Origin of the sequence: Streptomyces sp. NBC_00510, from assembly GCA_036013505.1 — a bacterium.
Classification (GTDB): Bacteria; Actinomycetota; Actinomycetes; order Streptomycetales; family Streptomycetaceae; genus Actinacidiphila.
Map to the genome: position 1 here is coordinate 3,054,329 of CP107851.1, position 16,239 is coordinate 3,070,567.

Here is a 16,239-nt window from a genome sequence, read left to right on the forward strand (position 1 = left end):
ACACCCGTGCCCGGCGCTGGGATGATCTTCCCTGCGCCGGGCACGTCACGCCACTGGTGCGGTGCGGACCCTCAGCCGCGGCCCGCGGCCTTCTGGCTCTTGCGGGACACCGAGTCGATGACCACGGCGGCGAGCAGCACCGCGGCGGTGATCATGTACTGGAGCGCGGTGTTCATGTTGAGCAGGTCCAGGCCGGTCTGGATGGACTGGATGACCAGCATGCCGAGCAGCGCGGACCAAACGTTTCCGCGGCCGCCGAAGAGGCTGGTGCCACCGATGACCGCGGCCGCGATGGCCAGCATCAGGGTGTTGCCGCCGCCGGCGCCCAGGGTCGCCGTGAAGGTCTGCGCGGCGAAGAACAGACCGCCGAGCGCCGCGAAGCCGCCGGAGATGGCGAACACCGAGATGCGGACCATGGCGACGTTGATGCCGGCACGACGGGCGGCCTCGATGCCGCCGCCGACCGCGAACACCTTGCGGCCGTACGAGGTGCGCCGGAGCACGAAGTCCGTGACGACCAGGGCCGCCAGGAAGACGACCAGCGCGTTGGGCACGCCGCTCGCCTGGTTCAGGACGTACGCGGCGACGAAGGAGACGACCGCCAGGGCGCCCACGCGGAACGCGATCTCGCCGGTGGGCCGGAACGGGACGCCGGCCGCGCGACGCCGCCGCTGCTCGATCAGCGAGCCCGCCAGCATGGCCACGGTGCCGAGGCCGGCCAGCAGGTAGGCGCCGGAGATGTCCTGGTCCATGAAGAAGGAACGCTGGCCCAGGATGTGCAGCGGGCCGTCGTCCGGGATCGAGAGGCTTCCGCTGTCGCCGAGCAGCTGCAGCATCAGGCCGTTCCAGCCGAGGAAGCCGGCCAGGGTGACGACGAACGCGGGGACGCCGATCTTCGCGAAGAACCAGCCGTGCAGGGCACCGATGAGGATGCCGGTGACGATGGCCAGGATCATGGCCAGCCACGGGTTCATCCCGTGGTTCGTGACGAAGATGGCGAAGACGGCCGAGGCCAGACCGCTGACCGAGCCGACCGACAGGTCGATCTCACCGAGCAGCAGTACGAAGACCAGACCGATGGCGAGCATGCCCGTGGCGGCCAGGAAGAAGCCGATGTTGGCCAGGTTGCCGGCGCTCAGGAAGTTGCTCGACTGGGTCTGGAAGATCGTCCAGATGATGATCAGGCCGATGATGACCGGCAGCGAGCCGAGCTCACCGCCGCGCACCTTGCGCTTGAACTCGGTGAGGTAGCCCTTGAAGCCCTCTTCACGGACGAGCAGGCGCGGGTCGACCACGGGCACAGCCGCCGAGGACGCGTCCTCGACCGCCGCTGCCACCACGTCCTGCTTTACGGTCTTCGACGTGTCGCTCACTTTGCAGCCTCCGTGCGCCGCCCCTGACGGCGGGTCACGGCATTGTCCGTGGCACCGGTGATGGCGGAGATGATGTCTTCCTGGGACGTGCTCTTGACGTCGAAGACGCCGTTGTTGCGGCCGAGCCGCAGTACCGCCACCTTGTCGGCGACGGCCTTGACGTCAACCATGTTGTGGCTGATGAGGATGACGGCGAGGCCGCGCTCGCGCAGCCGCTCGACCAGGTCGAGCACCTGGGCGGTCTGCTCGACACCGAGGGCGGCGGTGGGCTCGTCGAGGATGACCAGCTTGGGGTCACCGATCAGGGCGCGCGCGATCGCGACGACCTGACGCTGACCACCCGAGAGGCTGGCGATCGGGATGCGGACGCTGGGGATGCGGATCGACAGCGTGCTGAGCAGCTCCCGGGACCGCTTCTCCATCATGACCTCGTCGATCACACCGGCGCGCTTGATCTCGCTGCCGAGGTAGAGGTTGGCGACGACGTCGAGGTTGTCGCACAGCGCGAGGTCCTGGTAGACGGTGGCGACGCCCAAACCCTGGGCGTCGTGCGGCCGGTTGATGTTGACCGGCTTGCCTTCCCACTCGATGACGCCGTCATCGATGGGGTGCACACCGGCAATCGTCTTGACCAGGGTCGACTTCCCTGCGCCGTTGTCGCCTACGAGCGCGACGACTTCTCCGGCGTGAACCTCCAGGTCGACATCGGTGAGTGCCTGGACCGCACCGAATCGCTTGGAGACTCCGCGCAACGCCAGCACGGGCGTAGCGGACACGTGAACCATCTCCTTCGCCGCCTGACCGGCGGGGATGCCGCGCTTGGAGGGGCGCGGAGTTTTGTGCAAACTGCACAGCTTTACATGAACTGGAACGGACTGTCTGTCCGGCGCCCGCCCCGTCAGCGGGGTCTGTTGGACGGGGCGGGCACCGGACAGGTTCGCGTGGCGGCCTCCGGAGGGAGGGCCTGCCGTGTTACTGGAGGCCGGCGGCCTTGCAGGCCTTGGCGAACTCGGCCGTGCAGATCTCCTCGACGGACCACAGCTTGTCGGCGACGACCGTGTCCTTGACGTTGGCCTTGGTGACCGAGACCGGGGTCAGCAGCTGCGACGGGACCTTGTCACCGGAACCGCTGGTCAGCGAGGTGGTGGCCAGCGAGTCGATGGCCTTGCCCTCGACCAGGTTCACCGCGAGCTGGGCGGCGGCGTCGGCCTCGGGCTTGAACGCCTTGTAGACGGTGCTCGACTGGGTGCCCGCGATGATCCGCTGGATGCCCGCGAGTTCGGCGTCCTGGCCGGTCAGCGGGATGCCGCTGATGCCGGCGCCCTTGAGGGCGGTGGCGATACCGCCGGCCATGCCGTCGTTCGCGGCGTAGACGCCCGCGATCTTCTTGGCGCCGATCTGGGTGATGGCCGCCGTCACCTTCTGGTTGGCGACGGTGTCCTTCCACAGACCGCTCTGCTCGTAGGCGATCTTGACCTTGCCGTCGAGGACCTTGTGGGCACCGGCCTTGAACAGCGCGGCGTTCGGGTCGGCGTCGTCACCGTTGATCATGACGACGTTCGCCGAAGGCTTGGCCTTGTCGCCCAGCGAGTCGAGGAGCGCCTGGCCCTGCAGCTCGCCGACCTTCTCGTTGTCGAAGGAGACGTACGCGGAGACCGGGCCCTGGGCCAGACGGTCGTACGCGATGACCTTGATGCCCTTGTCGACGGCGGCCTGGACGGAGGACTTGATGGCAGCGGCGTCCTGGGCGCTGATCACGATCACCTTGACACCCTTGGTGATCATGGTGCTGACCTGCTGGGCCTGCTTGCCGGAGTCACCCGCGGCGTTCGCGTACTGAACGTCGCAGTCCGCGCACAGCTCCTTGACCTTGGCCTCGAACAGCGGCTTGTCGAACTTGTCGTAGCGCGCGGTGACGCTGTCGGGGAGCAGCAGACCGATGGTCTTGCTCTTGCTGCCGGCGCTGCTGCTGCCGCCGTCCGCCTTGTCGTCACCGGCCTTGCCGCACGCAGCGACGGAAAGGGCCATGGAGACGGCCGCGGTGCCGATCACGACGCGACGCATCATTGCGTTCATGTGGGGTTGCCTCCCTGACAGGGCCGCAAAAGACTGCGGCCGAGGTGAGCGTGAGTCAACTCGGCAACTGCCTTGACGTCAAGAAGTAAATACTTAACGAGATGGCAACGGTGCGTTTCGTTATCTAGATGAACGCAGAGTGATCTCTACGGCACAGCAACGGCCGCAGGAACGTTAGCATCCAAAAGGGATGAATCGCCCACTTCGCTGAGGGCCAGCGCCAGGGCGCCCAGGACCTCCGCACGGGCCCCGAGGCCCCCTGAGACCACCGAAAGCCTACGGGCCGCGCTGGGGATCGCGTACCGCGCCACCGACTCCCTGATGGGCGCCAGGACCAGCTCCCCGGCCTCCGCGAGATCACCGCCGAGCACCACCCGGCTCGGGTTCAAGAGGTTGGCTAGGCTGGCGACACCCATGCCGATGTGCCGGCCGACGTCCGCGATCACCCGGCGGCAGCCGGGGTCGCCCTCCCTGGCCAGCTGCACCATGCGCGCCAGGGTCAGGTCCGGGCCGTGGCTGCCGCGCAGCAGGTCCAGCACGTAACGGGCGGCGGTGAAGGTCTCCAGGCAGCCGCGGTTTCCGCAGCGGCAGACCGGGCCGGACTCGTCCAGCGTGATGTGGCCGATCTCGCCCGCGGTGCCGCCGGGACCGCGGTAGATGCGGCCGTCGATCACCAGCCCGGCGCCGACGCCGCTGGCCACCTTGATGTACGCCAGGTCCTTCACGCCCCGGCCGCCGCCCCAGACCAGCTCCCCGAGGGCACCGAGGTTCGCGTCGTTGTCCACCTGGACCGGCATGCGCAGCCGCTCGGCCAGTTCCTGGCGCGGGTTGATGCCGCCCCACCCCGGGAGGATGGCGGTGGACCCCAGCGCGCCGGTCTCCACGTCGATCGGGCCCGGGACGCCGAGGCCGACGCCGATCACCTTGTCGGCGTCGATGCCGCTCGACTCGATCAGCCGCGCGACGAGCTGCTCGGCCCGGTCGAAGCCCTCGGAGGCCGAGGCGTCCACGTCGATCGGCTCGGACTGCTCGGCCAGCACCTGGTGGGCCAGGTTGCCGACCGCGACGCGCAGGTGGGAGTGCCCGAAGTCGACGCCCACGACGACACCCGCGTCGCCGGACAGCGCCACCGCGCGGGCCCGGCGGCCTCCCGAGGAGGTGGGCGTGACCTGTACGGTCCCGTTGTCGCGCAACTCGCGGACGATGTTGGAGACCGTCGCCGCGGACAGCCCCGTCGTACGGGCGATCTCCGCCTGCGTCAGCGAACCCGCCAGCCGTACGGCCCGGACCACCCGCTCGAGGTTGGCCCGGTGCAGCGACGACTGGGACCCCGGAGTCTCCACGACCATTCCACTCCTGCCGAACCGGACGGGAGCCACGCCGATGAGACCCCGTCGTCTACAACATGTGAACTCTAAGCAAGCCTTTAGGCCCGCTTCCCGTCAAGGGGCAGAACCAGACCGCTGACGTAATGCCCGAAAAATCCAGAAGCGGCCCCGCATACGGCGGGACCGCTTCCGCTCCAACGTCCGGGCGACCGGACGGCGGCCACGTGGAGTGACCTTCCGGTTACTTCAAGGTGCCGGCCGTCAGACCCGCCTGCACCTGCCGCTGGAAGGAGAGGTAGACCACGAGCACCGGCAGCATCGCGATGGTCATGCCCGCGAAGAGCGCCGGGTAGTCACCGGAGTACCCCTGCTGCTGCGCCAGGTTCACCAGGCCCTGGGCCAGCATCGAGCGGTCCGGGTCGCTGCTGGACTGCTGCTGCTGCAGGGTCATCGGCAGGATGTACTGGTTCCACTGGCCCAGCACGTTGAAGATGCCCACGCTGATCAGGCCCGGCTTCGCCATCGGCAGCATCACCTGGAAGAAGGCCCGGGAGTGGGAGCAGCCGTCGATCATGGCCGCCTCGTGCACCGCCGTGGGCAGGGTCCTGAAGAAGGAGTGCATGAAGAAGACGGTGAAGGGCAGCGAGTAGGCGACGTAGACCAGGATCAGGCCCTGGTAGGTGTTGAGCATGCCCAGGTTGCTGACCATGAAGAACAACGGCACGAGGGCGAGGTACACCGGGAACATCGCGCCGCCGACGAACAGGTAGAAGATGATCCGGTTGCCGGGGAACTCGTAGCGCGCCAACACGTACGCCGTCATCGACCCGAGCAGCATCGTCAGCGGCACCGAGAACACCAGCACGATCACCGTGTTCACGAAGAAGTCGCCGATGCCCTTCTCCCAGGCCCGGGAGAACGCGTCGAAGGACCAGTGCGAGGGCCAGGACCAGGCGCTCGCGCCGATCTCGGAATTGTTCTTGAAGGACCCGAGGACGATCCAGCCCAGGGGCAGGAGGATCAGCACGCCCCACAGGACCAGGAAACCGTGCGAGAAGACGTTGAGCGTCGCGCCGCCGTCGGCGAAGCGTTCCCGTTCCGTCTTCTTGCTGCCGATGGTGGTGGGCTGCCCCTTGAATACCGGTACCGGAGTGGGCTGCTTGATGGGAGTGGCCATGGGATGCGCTCCCCGCTCAGTACTCGATGCGATCGCGGCGGGAGACCCGCAGCGCGACGGCGGAAAGGATCAGGGTGAGGAAGAGGATGACGACGCCCATCGCACAGGCGTAGCCGCTCTTTCCGAAGGTGAGGAAGTTGCGCATCAGGTAGGTCGCCATGACCTCACCGTGGTAGTCGGGACCGCCGCCGAAGTTCGATCCCGGAGTGAGGACCGAGGCCAGTACGAAGAAGTCCATGGCGGCGATGGCGAGGTACACCCAGGCCGTCTGCACGCTGTCCCACAGGAGCGGAAGGGTCACCTTGAAGAAGGTCTGCAGGCGGCCGGCGCCGTCCAGCAGGGCGGCCTCGTAGATGTCCTTGGGAACGGACTGCATGGCCGCCGAGAACAGCACCAGGTAGAAACCGACACCGGCCCAGATCTGCACGCCGAGAAGGCACCACATCACCAGGTTGGGACTGTTCAGCCATTCGATCGGGGCCTGTGGGTCCTCGAGGTGCAGTTTGATCAGGATGCCGTTCAGCAGGCCGCTTCCGTCACTGCGGTAGACCGCCTGGAAGAGCACGACGAGAATGGCGACGGAAAGCACCTGGGGGAAGAAGAAGATCACCTTGTAGAAGGCGGATCCGTGTACTCCCCGGACGCCCGTCGTGCCGCCGCGGCCGCCCACGTTGAGCATGAAGGCGAAGAAGAGCGCCAGCAGGATCGTGATCACCGGCAGGAAGACCAGCAGCAGCACGTTGTGCCGGAGCGCCTGCAGGAAGACGTGGTCCCCGAAGAGCTTCGTGTAATTCTCCAGGCCGACGAAGTGCATCTCCTGGGACTGCCCGGACCAGTCCGTCAGGGAATACCCGAACGTCTGCAGGTACGGCCAGATCACGAAGACGACGTAGAGCACGACCGGAATGAAGAGGAATCCCGCGATGAACGGGTACTTGCGGTAACGCATGGCACTGCTCCTGCCATCGGGTAGACCGTCGCACCGGGGCCCCGAACGCCCCCTGGACCATCAGGGGGCACCGGGGCCCCGGTGCGCAAGGGCCGGTCGGTACTAAGAGCCCTTCTTGGCCTTCTCGGCCGCCGCCTTGACCCGCTTGAGCCAGTCGGCGGGCTTGATGCGCTTGGCCATCAACTCGGCACTGGCGTTCTGCACGTCCGTGTCGAAGGCGCTCTGCGTGTTGATGTAGTTGTAGTTGAAGACGTTGCCGCCGGCCGCGGTGAGCGCCGTGACGGTGGACTTGGTGCCCGGGCGCAGCTGGACGTCGGAGCCGACGCCGTCCTTGAGCACGGTCAGCGAGTTGGCCGTCTGGGCGAACTTGCTCGAGGCTTCCTTGGTGAGCATCATCCGCAGGAACTCCAGGCCGCCAGCCTGGTTCTTGGCCTTCTTCGGGACGATGAAGGGCTCACCGGCGCCGGCCCGGATCGCCTCGAAGGGCAGCTTGTCGCCGTCCAGTGAGGGGATCGGCAGGAAGGTCATCTCGAAGTCCGCGGGGGTGGCCTTCAGCTGCTCGTTCTCCAGCCACGAACCGCAGGGGATGAAGGCGGCCTTGCCCTCGTTCCAGGCGGTCTGCGACTCGATGTGGGTCATGCCGTTGGTGCCGGGGAGCAGGTAGCCCTTGTCGGCGATCTGGTAGACGGCCTCGACGGCCGCCTTGGCGGCGGGCTCGTCCCACACCGTCGGGTCGAGGCTGTCGATCCGCTTCACCAGGTCGGGACCGCCGTGCTTGGCGATCAGGTCCATGACCACGATGTTGATGTAGTACGGGTACTTGCCCTGGTGGCAGAAGGGCGCCATGCCCGACTTCTTGATCTCCTCGGAGAGGGACATGAAGTCGGACCAGGTCTTCGGCGCGGTCCAGCCCTTCTCCTTGAAGAGCTTGCCGGAGTACCACAGGCCCCAGACGGTGTAGATGTAGGACAGCTGGTACATCTTGCCGTCGTCGAAACTGCCGATCTCGACGGTGCCGGGCTGCAGGACGTCCCTGATCTTCTTGCTCGGGTCGTCGATGTAGGGCGCGTCGAGGAGCGGGGTGAGGTCGGTGAGCTGGCCGCTCTTGTAGAGCACGTCCAGCTTGATCTGCTGGGCGCCGGAGTCGTCGACGACGTCCGGCGGGTTGCCGGCGTTGAAGCGGGGCTGGAGCTTTCCGGTGATCTCCTGGGTGCCGAGGTGGCTGACCTTCGACCCGGAGAACTTCTTCTTGTAGATCTTCTCGAACTCGATGGCGTACGCGTCGCCGTAGCCGCCCTTGAAGATCACGACGTCCAGAGGGGCGTCGTTGGCCACGCCGAAGGGGTTGTCCTTGGACTTCTCGCCCTTCTCGCCGGTCTTGTCGTTGCCGCTGCCGCTGGACGCACAGGCACTCAGCAGACCCGCGGCCGGAGCGGCCAACAGGCCCACCGCTGCAGCCCGCTTGATCAGATCGCGCCGGTTGACGTCGGATCTCATGCTCAAGTCCTCACCTTCTCCAGGACCCATGCGGTGCGGAGTTGAATCTGTGCACGGGCCACGCACCCGTTGTTCCCCCCGCGCAAGCCCGCGTTCAGCGGGCCTCCTGGACGCCGACAGGTATAGTCCACTTCCCGCGAGGTGGGCAAGGTCATGCGCGCTTTTGACGGACAGCTTTCCCTAGTTGAGACCTGCCGGTAACGCGAACGGGCCCGCACCCCCGGCAGGGGTGCGGGCCCGTTCGTCGGGTCCGGACGCGGTGATCCCTACTTGCGGATCAGGGAGCGCAGGACGTACTGCATGATGCCGCCGTTGCGGTAGTAGTCCGCCTCACCGGGGGTGTCGATGCGGACCACGGCGTCGAACTCGACGCCGGTGTCGGTCGTCACCTTGACGGTGCGCGGCGTGGTGCCGTCGTTGAGCTCGGTGATGCCGGTGAACGAGAAGGTCTCCTCACCGGTCAGGCCCAGCGAGGCCGCCGAGGCGCCCTCGGGGAACTGCAGCGGCAGGACGCCCATGCCGATCAGGTTCGAGCGGTGGATGCGCTCGTAGGACTCGGCGATGACGGCCTTGACGCCCAGCAGCGCGGTGCCCTTCGCGGCCCAGTCGCGGGAGGAGCCGGAGCCGTACTCCTTGCCCGCCAGGACGACCAGCGGGATGCCGGCGGCCTGGTAGTTCTGGGAGGCGTCGTAGATGAACGACACCGGGCTGCCGTCGGCGGTGAAGTCGCGGGTGTAGCCGCCCTCGGTGCCCGGCGCGATCTGGTTGCGCAGGCGGATGTTGGCGAAGGTGCCGCGGATCATGACCTCGTGGTTGCCGCGGCGGGAGCCGTAGGAGTTGAAGTCACGACGCTCCACACCGTGCTCGGTGAGGTACTTGCCGGCCGGGGTGTCGGCCTTGATCGCACCGGCCGGGGAGATGTGGTCGGTGGTGACCGAGTCGCCCAGCTTGGCCAGCACGCGGGCACCGGAGATGTCGGTGACCGGGTCCGGCTGGTCCTTCATGCCCTCGAAGTACGGGGGCTTGCGGACGTAGGTCGACTGCGGGTCCCACTCGAAGGTGTTGCCGGTCGGGATCGGCAGCGACTGCCACTGGGCGTCGCCGGCGAAGACGTCCTGGTAGGAGGAGGCGAACATGTCCTGGCCGATCGCGGCGGCGACGACCTCGTTGACCTCCTGCTCGGACGGCCAGATGTCCTGCAGGTAGACCGGCTTGCCCTCGGTGTCGGTACCGATGGCGTCCCTGGTGATGTCCACCTTCATGGAGCCGGCGATGGCGTACGCGACGACCAGCGGCGGGGACGCCAGGTAGTTCATCTTGACGTCCGGGTTGATCCGGCCCTCGAAGTTGCGGTTGCCCGACAGCACCGAGGTGACGGCCAGGTCGTGCTCGTTGACGGCCTTGGAGACCTCGTCCGGCAGCGGGCCGGAGTTGCCGATGCAGGTGGTGCAGCCGTACCCGACCAGGTTGAAGCCCATCTTGTCCAGGTACGGGGTGAGGCCGGCGCGGTCGTAGTAGTCCATGACGACCTTGGAGCCCGGGGCGAGCGTGGTCTTCACCCACGGCTTGCGGGTCAGGCCCTTCTCGACCGCCTTCTTGGCCACCAGGGCGGCGGCGACCATGACGTACGGGTTCGAGGTGTTGGTGCAGGAGGTGATCGCGGCGACGGTGACGGCGCCGTGGTCGATCTCGTACGTGGACCCGTCGGGAGCCGTCACCAGGGTCGGGCGGGTCGGGACGCCGTTGGCGGCGGCCGGGGAGTCGGAGGCCGGGAAGGACTCCTTCCCCGACTCGTCCGCGGTGTCGACGTAGTTGCGCACGTCGCTCTTGAACTGCTCGGCGGCGCCTGCGAGGACGATCCGGTCCTGCGGGCGCTTGGGACCGGCGATGGAGGGTACGACCGTGGAGAGGTCCAGCTCCAGCTTCTCGGAGAAGTCCGGCTCGGCGGCCGGGTCCAGCCACAGGCCCTGCTCCTTGGCGTACGCCTCGACGAGCGCGAGCTGCTGCTCCGAACGGCCGGTCAGCTTCAGGTAGTTAATGGTCTCCGCATCGATCGGGAAGATCGCCGCGGTGGAGCCGAACTCCGGCGACATGTTGCCGATGGTGGCGCGGTTGGCGAGCGAGGTGGCGGAGACGCCCTCGCCGTAGAACTCGACGAACTTGCCGACGACACCGTGCTTGCGCAGCATCTCGGTGATGGTCAGCACGAGGTCGGTCGCGGTGGTGCCGGTGGGGAGCTCGCCGGTCAGCTTGAAGCCGACGACGCGCGGGATCAGCATGGAGACCGGCTGACCGAGCATGGCGGCCTCGGCCTCGATGCCGCCGACGCCCCAGCCCAGCACGCCGAGGCCGTTGACCATGGTGGTGTGCGAGTCGGTGCCGACGAGGGTGTCGGGGTAGGCCTGGCCGCCCCGCACCATGACGGTGCGGGCCAGGTGCTCGATGTTCACCTGGTGGACGATGCCGGTGCCCGGCGGGACGACCTTGAACTCGTCGAACGCGGTCTGGCCCCAGCGCAGGAACTGGTAGCGCTCCTTGTTGCGGCCGTACTCCAGCTCCACGTTCTGCGCGAAGGAGTCCGGGGTGCCGAACTTGTCGGCGATGACCGAGTGGTCGATGACCAGCTCGGCCGGGGCCAGCGGGTTGATGCGGGACGGGTCGCCGCCCAGCTCCTTGACGGCCTCGCGCATGGTGGCGAGGTCCACCACGCACGGCACACCGGTGAAGTCCTGCATGATCACGCGGGCCGGCGTGAACTGGATCTCCTGGCTCGGCTGGGCCTGGGAGTCCCAGCCGCCGAGCGCACGGATGTGGTCGGCCGTGATGTTGGCGCCGTCCTCGGTGCGGAGCAGGTTCTCCAGCAGCACCTTCAGGCTGTAAGGGAGGCGCGCGGAGCCCTCGACCTTGTCCAGCCGGAAGATCTCGTACGACTCGTCGCCCACCTGCAGGGTGCTGCGGGCGTCGAAGCTGTTCGCCGACACGACAGTCTCCTTCGTAACTTTGCGCGTACCACCGCAATGCTGCCGCTTCGACCCCTGGTCGATCCGCTAAGGTAAGGCTAAGTAAGGTGAGCCTTACCTCTGGCGGCAGCGGTGCGCCTTGGCAGATATCTCGATGTCGAGATAACTCTAATACATCACCGCTGCCGGGTCATGCGCTGGGCCGCCCGTGTGCGGCATCACGCCCCTTCCCCGTGCCCCGGGGGCCCGTCCCGCCCCGCCCCGCCAGGGTGCCGCCGTGAGGCCCTGCCCTCACGCCTGCGGGAGCATCAGAGCGTTGAGCTCGCCCCAGGGGATGCCGCCCGCGACGGCGGCGTACGTGCCGGTGGCGAGCAGCTCGCGGGTGGCGCGGTCGACGAGGGCGTAGGCGGCCTCGGCGACCGCGCTGCCGAGGCTGACGCGCGCGGCGCCGGCGGAGGCCAGTACGGACACCGGCGGCGCGCCGGGCCCGGCGAGGATGCCGACGGGGGCGTCGATGCCCTCGGCCAGGGCGGCGACGACGGCCGGGTCGGTCACGCCGGGCACGAAGATGCCGTCGGCGCCCGCCGCGAGGTAGCCGGCGGCACGCTCCAGGGTCTCCCCCAGGTCGCCCGCGCCCCGCAGGAAGGTGTCGGTACGGGCGTGCACGAACAACGGCACCCCGGCCTCGTCGGCGGCGCGGTGGGCGGCGGCGATGCGGGCGGCCTGGCCGTCGGCCGTGCGCAGCGGCGCGGGGCCGCCGTCGTGGGAGTCCTCGATGTTGATCCCGACCGCGCCCGCGGCCAGCACCGCCCGCACCGTCTCCGCGACGCCCTCGGGGTCGGCCGCGTAGCCGCCCTCGACGTCGGCGCTGACGGGGACGGAGACGGCCGCGGCGACCCGCGCGGTCAGCTCCAGCGCGAGGCCGCGGTCGACGTGGTCGCCGTCCGCGGTGCCCAGGGTCCAGGAGACCCCGGAACTGGTGGTGGCGACGGCGGCGGCCCCGGCGCGCTCGGCGACGCGGGCACTGGCGGCGTCCCAGGCGTTGGCCAGCAGCAGCGGGCGCCCGGGGACGTGGAGGGAGCGGAAGAGTTCGGCCTTGGCCTTGAGTTCGCTGATCACGGACCGCAGTCCATCACCGGCCGGGCCCCGGGTCCGGCGGATTTCCGACACCTACGTCCCGCGCCGCCTCCCCGTACGTCCACGTCGGATTCTCGCTAGCCCCGGCCCGCGCGGGCCACGGATGCTGGGGGATGTGCATGAGGACTTCGAGCGCTGTGTGCGCGCCGTGCAGTCGAAGGACTCCCGTTTCGACGGGTGGTTCTTCACCGCGGTGCTGACCACCCGCATCTACTGCCGGCCCGGCTGCCCCGCGGTGCCGCCGAAGCCGCAGAACATGACCTTCTACCCGAGCGCGGCCGCCGCCCAGCAGGCCGGGTTCCGCGCCTGCAAGCGCTGCCGCCCCGACGCCGCCCCGGTTCCCCGCGGTGGAACGAGCGGGCGGACCTGGTGGCCCGCGCCATGCGCCTGATCGCGGACGGGGTCGTCGACCGGGACGGCGTACCCGGGCTCGCGGCACGTCTCGGCTACAGCACCCGGCAGGTGGAGCGGCAACTGCGGGCCGAACTCGGGGCCGGGCCGCTCGCCCTCGCCCGTGCGCAGCGGGCGCAGACGGCCCGCCTGCTGGTCGAGACCTCGGCGCTGCCCATGGCCGACGTCGCCTTCGCCGCCGGGTTCAGCAGCATCCGCACCTTCAACGACACCGTGCGCGAGGTCTTCGCGCTCACCCCGACCGAGCTGCGGACGCGGGCGGCACGGGGGCGGCACTCCGCCCCCGCCGCCGACGTGGCGGGCTCGCTGGCGCTGCGGCTGCCCTTCCGGGCACCGCTGTGCCCCGGCAACCTCTTCGGGCACCTGGCCGCGACCGCCGTGCCGGGCGTGGAGGAGTGGCGGGAGGGTGCGTACCGCCGCACACTGCGGCTGCCCCACGGCCACGGGATCGTGGCCCTGCGGCCCGAGCCCGACCACGTCGCCTGCCGGCTCTCCCTCACCGACTGGCGGGACCTGTCGCACGCGATCAGCCGCTGCCGGTGGCTGCTCGACCTGGACGCCGACCCGGTCGCCGTCGACGGGCTGCTCCGGGAGGACCCGCTGCTCGCCCCGTACGTGGACAAGGACCCCGGGCGCCGGGTACCGCGCACGGTGGACGGGCCGGAGTTCGCGGTGCGCGTGGTGCTCGGGCAGCAGGTGTCGACCGCCGCGGCGCGCACGCTGGCCGGCAGGCTGGTGACGGCGCACGGCGAGCCCGTCGCCGACCCCGGGGGCGGGCTGACCCACCTGTTCCCCTCGCCGTGGGCGCTGACGGCCCTGGACCCGGGGTCCCTGGCGATGCCGGGCACCCGGCGGGCCACGCTGACCTCCCTGGTGGCCGCGCTCACCGAGGGGGGCCTGGACCTGGACGTCGGCAGCGACTGGGAGAAGGCCCGGCGGCAGCTCGCCGCGCTGCCGGGCTTCGGCCCGTGGTCGGTCGAGGTGGTCGCGATGCGGGCGCTCGGCGACCCGGACGCCTTCCCCGCCACCGATTTGGGCGTACGGTCGGCCGCGGAAAAACTGGGCCTCCCCACGACCCCCGCGGCCCTCGTCCGGCGGGCCGCGGCCTGGCGGCCGTGGCGCGCGTACGCCGTGCAGCACCTGTGGGCCACCGGCGACCACCCCGTCAACGTCCTGCCCGCCGACCCGGCCTGAGGAATGATCATGTCCCCTCGCACACACGCCCTGATCGACAGCCCCGTCGGGCCGCTGACCCTGGTCGCGACCGACGGCGTCCTGTCCGGTCTCTACATGCCCGCGCAGCGTCACCGGCCGCCGGAGGAGTCCTTCGGCGCGCGCCGCGACCCGGCGACGTCGCCGTTCACTCGGGCCGCCGAGCAGCTGCGGGCGTACTTCACGGGTGAGTTGACCGCCTTCGACCTGCCGCTCGACCTGCGCGGCACCCCCTTCCAGCAGCGTGTCTGGGCGGGTCTGCGGGCCATCCCGTACGGCACCGTGATGACGTACGGTCAGCTGGCGGAGGAGCTCGGCAGCCCCGGCGCGTCGCGCGCCGTCGGGCTCGCCAATGGACGCAACCCGGTCGGCATCATCGTGCCCTGCCACCGTGTGGTCGGGGCCTCCGGCAGCCTCACCGGATACGGGGGCGGACTGGAGCGCAAGCGGTACCTGCTGGACCTGGAGCTCGGGTTGCCATCTCATATGTGAGATAGTCTCTCCGCATGGGAGACGACTACCTCGCACGCATCGGCAAGCTCATCCGTGACGCCCGCCAGCACCGGGGCTGGACTCAGTCCCAACTGGCGGAGGCACTCGGGACCAGCCAGAGCGCGGTGAACCGTATTGAACGCGGGAACCAGAACATCAGCCTTGAGATGATCGCCCGAATCGGTGAAGCGCTCGACAGCGAGATCGTCTCCCTCGGCTACGCGGGTCCCATGCATCTGCGTGTCGTGGGCGGGCGCCGGCTCTCCGGCTCCATCGACGTCAAGACCAGCAAGAACGCGTGCGTGGCGCTGCTGTGCGCCACGCTGCTGAACTCCGGGCGGACCACCCTGCGCCGCGTCGCGCGGATCGAGGAGGTCTACCGCATCCTGGAGGTGCTGAACAGCATCGGCGTGCGGACCCGCTGGATCAACGACGGCAACGACCTGGAGATCGTCCCGCCCGCCCGGCTGGAGCTGGACGCCATGGACACCGACGCCGCCCGCCGCACCCGCAGCGTGATCATGTTCCTCGGCCCCCTGATGCACCGCACCGACCGCTTCCGCATCCCGTACGCGGGCGGCTGCGACCTCGGCACCCGTACCGTCCAGCCGCACATGACCGCCCTGCGGCACTTCGGGCTGGAGGTGACCGCCACCAGCGGGATGTACCACGCCCGGGTCGCCCCCTCGGTGGCCCCGCGGCGGCCGATCGTGCTGACCGAGCGCGGCGACACCGTGACCGAGAACGCGCTCCTGGCGGCCGCCCGGCACGACGGGGTGACCGTCATCCGCAACGCCAGCTCGAACTACATGGTCCAGGACCTGTGCTTCTTCCTGGAGGAGCTGGGCGTCCGGGTGGACGGCATCGGCACCACCACGCTGACCGTGCACGGTGTCACCGACATCGACCGGGACGTGGACTACGCGCCCTCCGAGGACCCGGTGGAGGCCATGAGCCTGCTGGCCGCGGCCGTGGTCACCGAGTCCGAGCTGACCATCCGGCGGGTGCCGGTGGAGTTCCTGGAGATCGAGCTGGCGGTCCTGGAGGAGATGGGCCTGGACCACGAGCGCTCGGCCGAGTACCCCGCCGACAACGGCCGCACCCGGCTGATCGACCTCACCGTGCGCCCCTCCAAGCTGCGCTCCCCCATCGACAAGATCCACCCCATGCCCTTCCCGGGCCTCAACATCGACAACGTGCCCTTCTTCGCGGCCATCGCCGCCACGGCCCAGGGCTCGACCCTCATCCACGACTGGGTCTACGACAACCGCGCCATCTACCTCACCGAGCTGACCCGGCTCGGCGCCAACGTCAAGCTGCTGGACCCGCACCGGGTGCTGGTCGAGGGCCCGACCCGCTGGCGCAGCGCCGAGATGATGTGCCCGCCGGCCCTGCGGCCCGCCGTGGTGACCCTGCTGGCGATGCTCGCCGCCGAGGGCACCTCGGTGCTGCGGAACGTGTACGTCATCAACCGCGGCTACGAGGAGCTGGCCGAGCGGCTCAACTCCATCGGGGCGCAGATCGAGACGTTCCGCGACATCTGACCCGCCCCGCCCCTCCTGGCCGGGAATCCGGCTACTCCCCCGCAAGGTGGCCGTGATAGTCATGCTCCGGGCCGCGGATCATG

11 protein-coding genes and 1 pseudogene are annotated in these 16,239 nt (G+C 69.2%); 3 read left to right on the forward strand and 9 right to left on the reverse strand.

Translation table 11 applies throughout. The features are described from left to right. Window positions 1-71: 71 nt before the first annotated feature. The 9 genes from OG937_13480 to OG937_13520 form a co-directional block, all read right to left on the reverse strand. Entirely contained in the window at window positions 72-1,373 is a 1,302-nt protein-coding gene (locus OG937_13480; GenBank protein ID WUD72629.1) for a sugar ABC transporter permease, read from the reverse strand. Continuing rightward, complete coding sequence (locus tag OG937_13485) at window positions 1,370-2,158, reverse strand: ATP-binding cassette domain-containing protein (GenBank protein ID WUD72630.1); 789 nt, start codon at window positions 2,156-2,158, stop codon at window positions 1,370-1,372. The genes OG937_13480 and OG937_13485 overlap by 4 nt, the downstream gene beginning before the upstream one ends. Before the next feature lie 187 nt (window positions 2,159-2,345). Continuing rightward, window positions 2,346-3,449 carry a substrate-binding domain-containing protein gene (locus OG937_13490; GenBank protein WUD72631.1) on the reverse strand — a complete coding sequence of 368 codons (1,104 nt, stop codon included), beginning with the start codon at window positions 3,447-3,449 and terminating at the stop codon, window positions 2,346-2,348. A gap of 146 nt (window positions 3,450-3,595) precedes the next feature. After that, window positions 3,596-4,798 (reverse strand): ROK family transcriptional regulator, encoded by a 1,203-nt coding sequence (locus OG937_13495; GenBank protein WUD72632.1) that lies wholly within the window; start codon window positions 4,796-4,798, stop codon window positions 3,596-3,598. Window positions 4,799-5,018: 220 nt separating this feature from the next. After that, window positions 5,019-5,954, reverse strand: coding sequence for a carbohydrate ABC transporter permease (locus OG937_13500; protein WUD72633.1), 936 nt, complete (start codon window positions 5,952-5,954; stop codon window positions 5,019-5,021). A gap of 16 nt (window positions 5,955-5,970) precedes the next feature. Then, the gene (locus OG937_13505) at window positions 5,971-6,903 is read right to left on the reverse strand and encodes a sugar ABC transporter permease (GenBank protein ID WUD72634.1); all 933 of its coding nucleotides are present in this window, start codon (window positions 6,901-6,903) and stop codon (window positions 5,971-5,973) included. A gap of 102 nt (window positions 6,904-7,005) precedes the next feature. Beyond that, the gene (gene ngcE, locus OG937_13510; GenBank protein WUD78728.1) at window positions 7,006-8,400 is read right to left on the reverse strand and encodes an N-acetylglucosamine/diacetylchitobiose ABC transporter substrate-binding protein; all 1,395 of its coding nucleotides are present in this window, start codon (window positions 8,398-8,400) and stop codon (window positions 7,006-7,008) included. Between the two features lie 266 nt (window positions 8,401-8,666). Continuing rightward, a complete protein-coding gene (acnA, locus tag OG937_13515) occupies window positions 8,667-11,381 on the reverse strand; it encodes an aconitate hydratase AcnA (GenBank protein WUD72635.1) in 2,715 nt (904 codons plus the stop codon). 270 nt (window positions 11,382-11,651) lie between these two features. Next, on the reverse strand, window positions 11,652-12,479 hold the full coding sequence (locus OG937_13520; protein ID WUD72636.1) for an isocitrate lyase/phosphoenolpyruvate mutase family protein: 828 nt from the start codon (window positions 12,477-12,479) through the stop codon (window positions 11,652-11,654). 133 nt (window positions 12,480-12,612) lie between these two features. Here OG937_13520 and OG937_13525 point away from each other — a divergent pair. The 3 genes and pseudogenes from OG937_13525 to OG937_13535 all read left to right on the forward strand — a co-directional run bounded on the left by OG937_13525 (window position 12,613) and on the right by OG937_13535 (window position 16,156). Further along, window positions 12,613-14,102 (forward strand): annotated as a pseudogene (locus tag OG937_13525) (DNA-3-methyladenine glycosylase 2 family protein). A gap of 3 nt (window positions 14,103-14,105) precedes the next feature. Continuing rightward, window positions 14,106-14,612, forward strand: a complete 507-nt coding sequence (locus OG937_13530) for a methylated-DNA--[protein]-cysteine S-methyltransferase (protein ID WUD72637.1) — start codon at window positions 14,106-14,108, stop codon at window positions 14,610-14,612. 14 nt (window positions 14,613-14,626) lie between these two features. After that, on the forward strand, window positions 14,627-16,156 hold the full coding sequence (locus tag OG937_13535) for a UDP-N-acetylglucosamine 1-carboxyvinyltransferase (protein WUD72638.1): 1,530 nt from the start codon (window positions 14,627-14,629) through the stop codon (window positions 16,154-16,156). The last annotated feature ends 83 nt before the right edge of the window (window positions 16,157-16,239 follow it).

What these genes read in the sequence shown, in the direction of transcription:
- OG937_13530 (WUD72637.1), top strand. Translation starts at nt 14,106, where the DNA reads ATGATCATGTCCCCTCGCACACACGCCCTGATCGACAGCCCCGTCGGG.
- OG937_13490 (WUD72631.1), bottom strand. Translation starts at nt 3,449, where the DNA reads ATGAACGCAATGATGCGTCGCGTCGTGATCGGCACCGCGGCCGTCTCC.
- ngcE (WUD78728.1), bottom strand. Translation starts at nt 8,400, where the DNA reads ATGAGATCCGACGTCAACCGGCGCGATCTGATCAAGCGGGCTGCAGCG.
- OG937_13505 (WUD72634.1), bottom strand. Translation starts at nt 6,903, where the DNA reads ATGCGTTACCGCAAGTACCCGTTCATCGCGGGATTCCTCTTCATTCCG.
- OG937_13535 (WUD72638.1), top strand. Translation starts at nt 14,627, where the DNA reads ATGGGAGACGACTACCTCGCACGCATCGGCAAGCTCATCCGTGACGCC.
- OG937_13485 (WUD72630.1), bottom strand. Translation starts at nt 2,158, where the DNA reads ATGGTTCACGTGTCCGCTACGCCCGTGCTGGCGTTGCGCGGAGTCTCC.
- OG937_13500 (WUD72633.1), bottom strand. Translation starts at nt 5,954, where the DNA reads ATGGCCACTCCCATCAAGCAGCCCACTCCGGTACCGGTATTCAAGGGG.
- OG937_13495 (WUD72632.1), bottom strand. Translation starts at nt 4,798, where the DNA reads ATGGTCGTGGAGACTCCGGGGTCCCAGTCGTCGCTGCACCGGGCCAAC.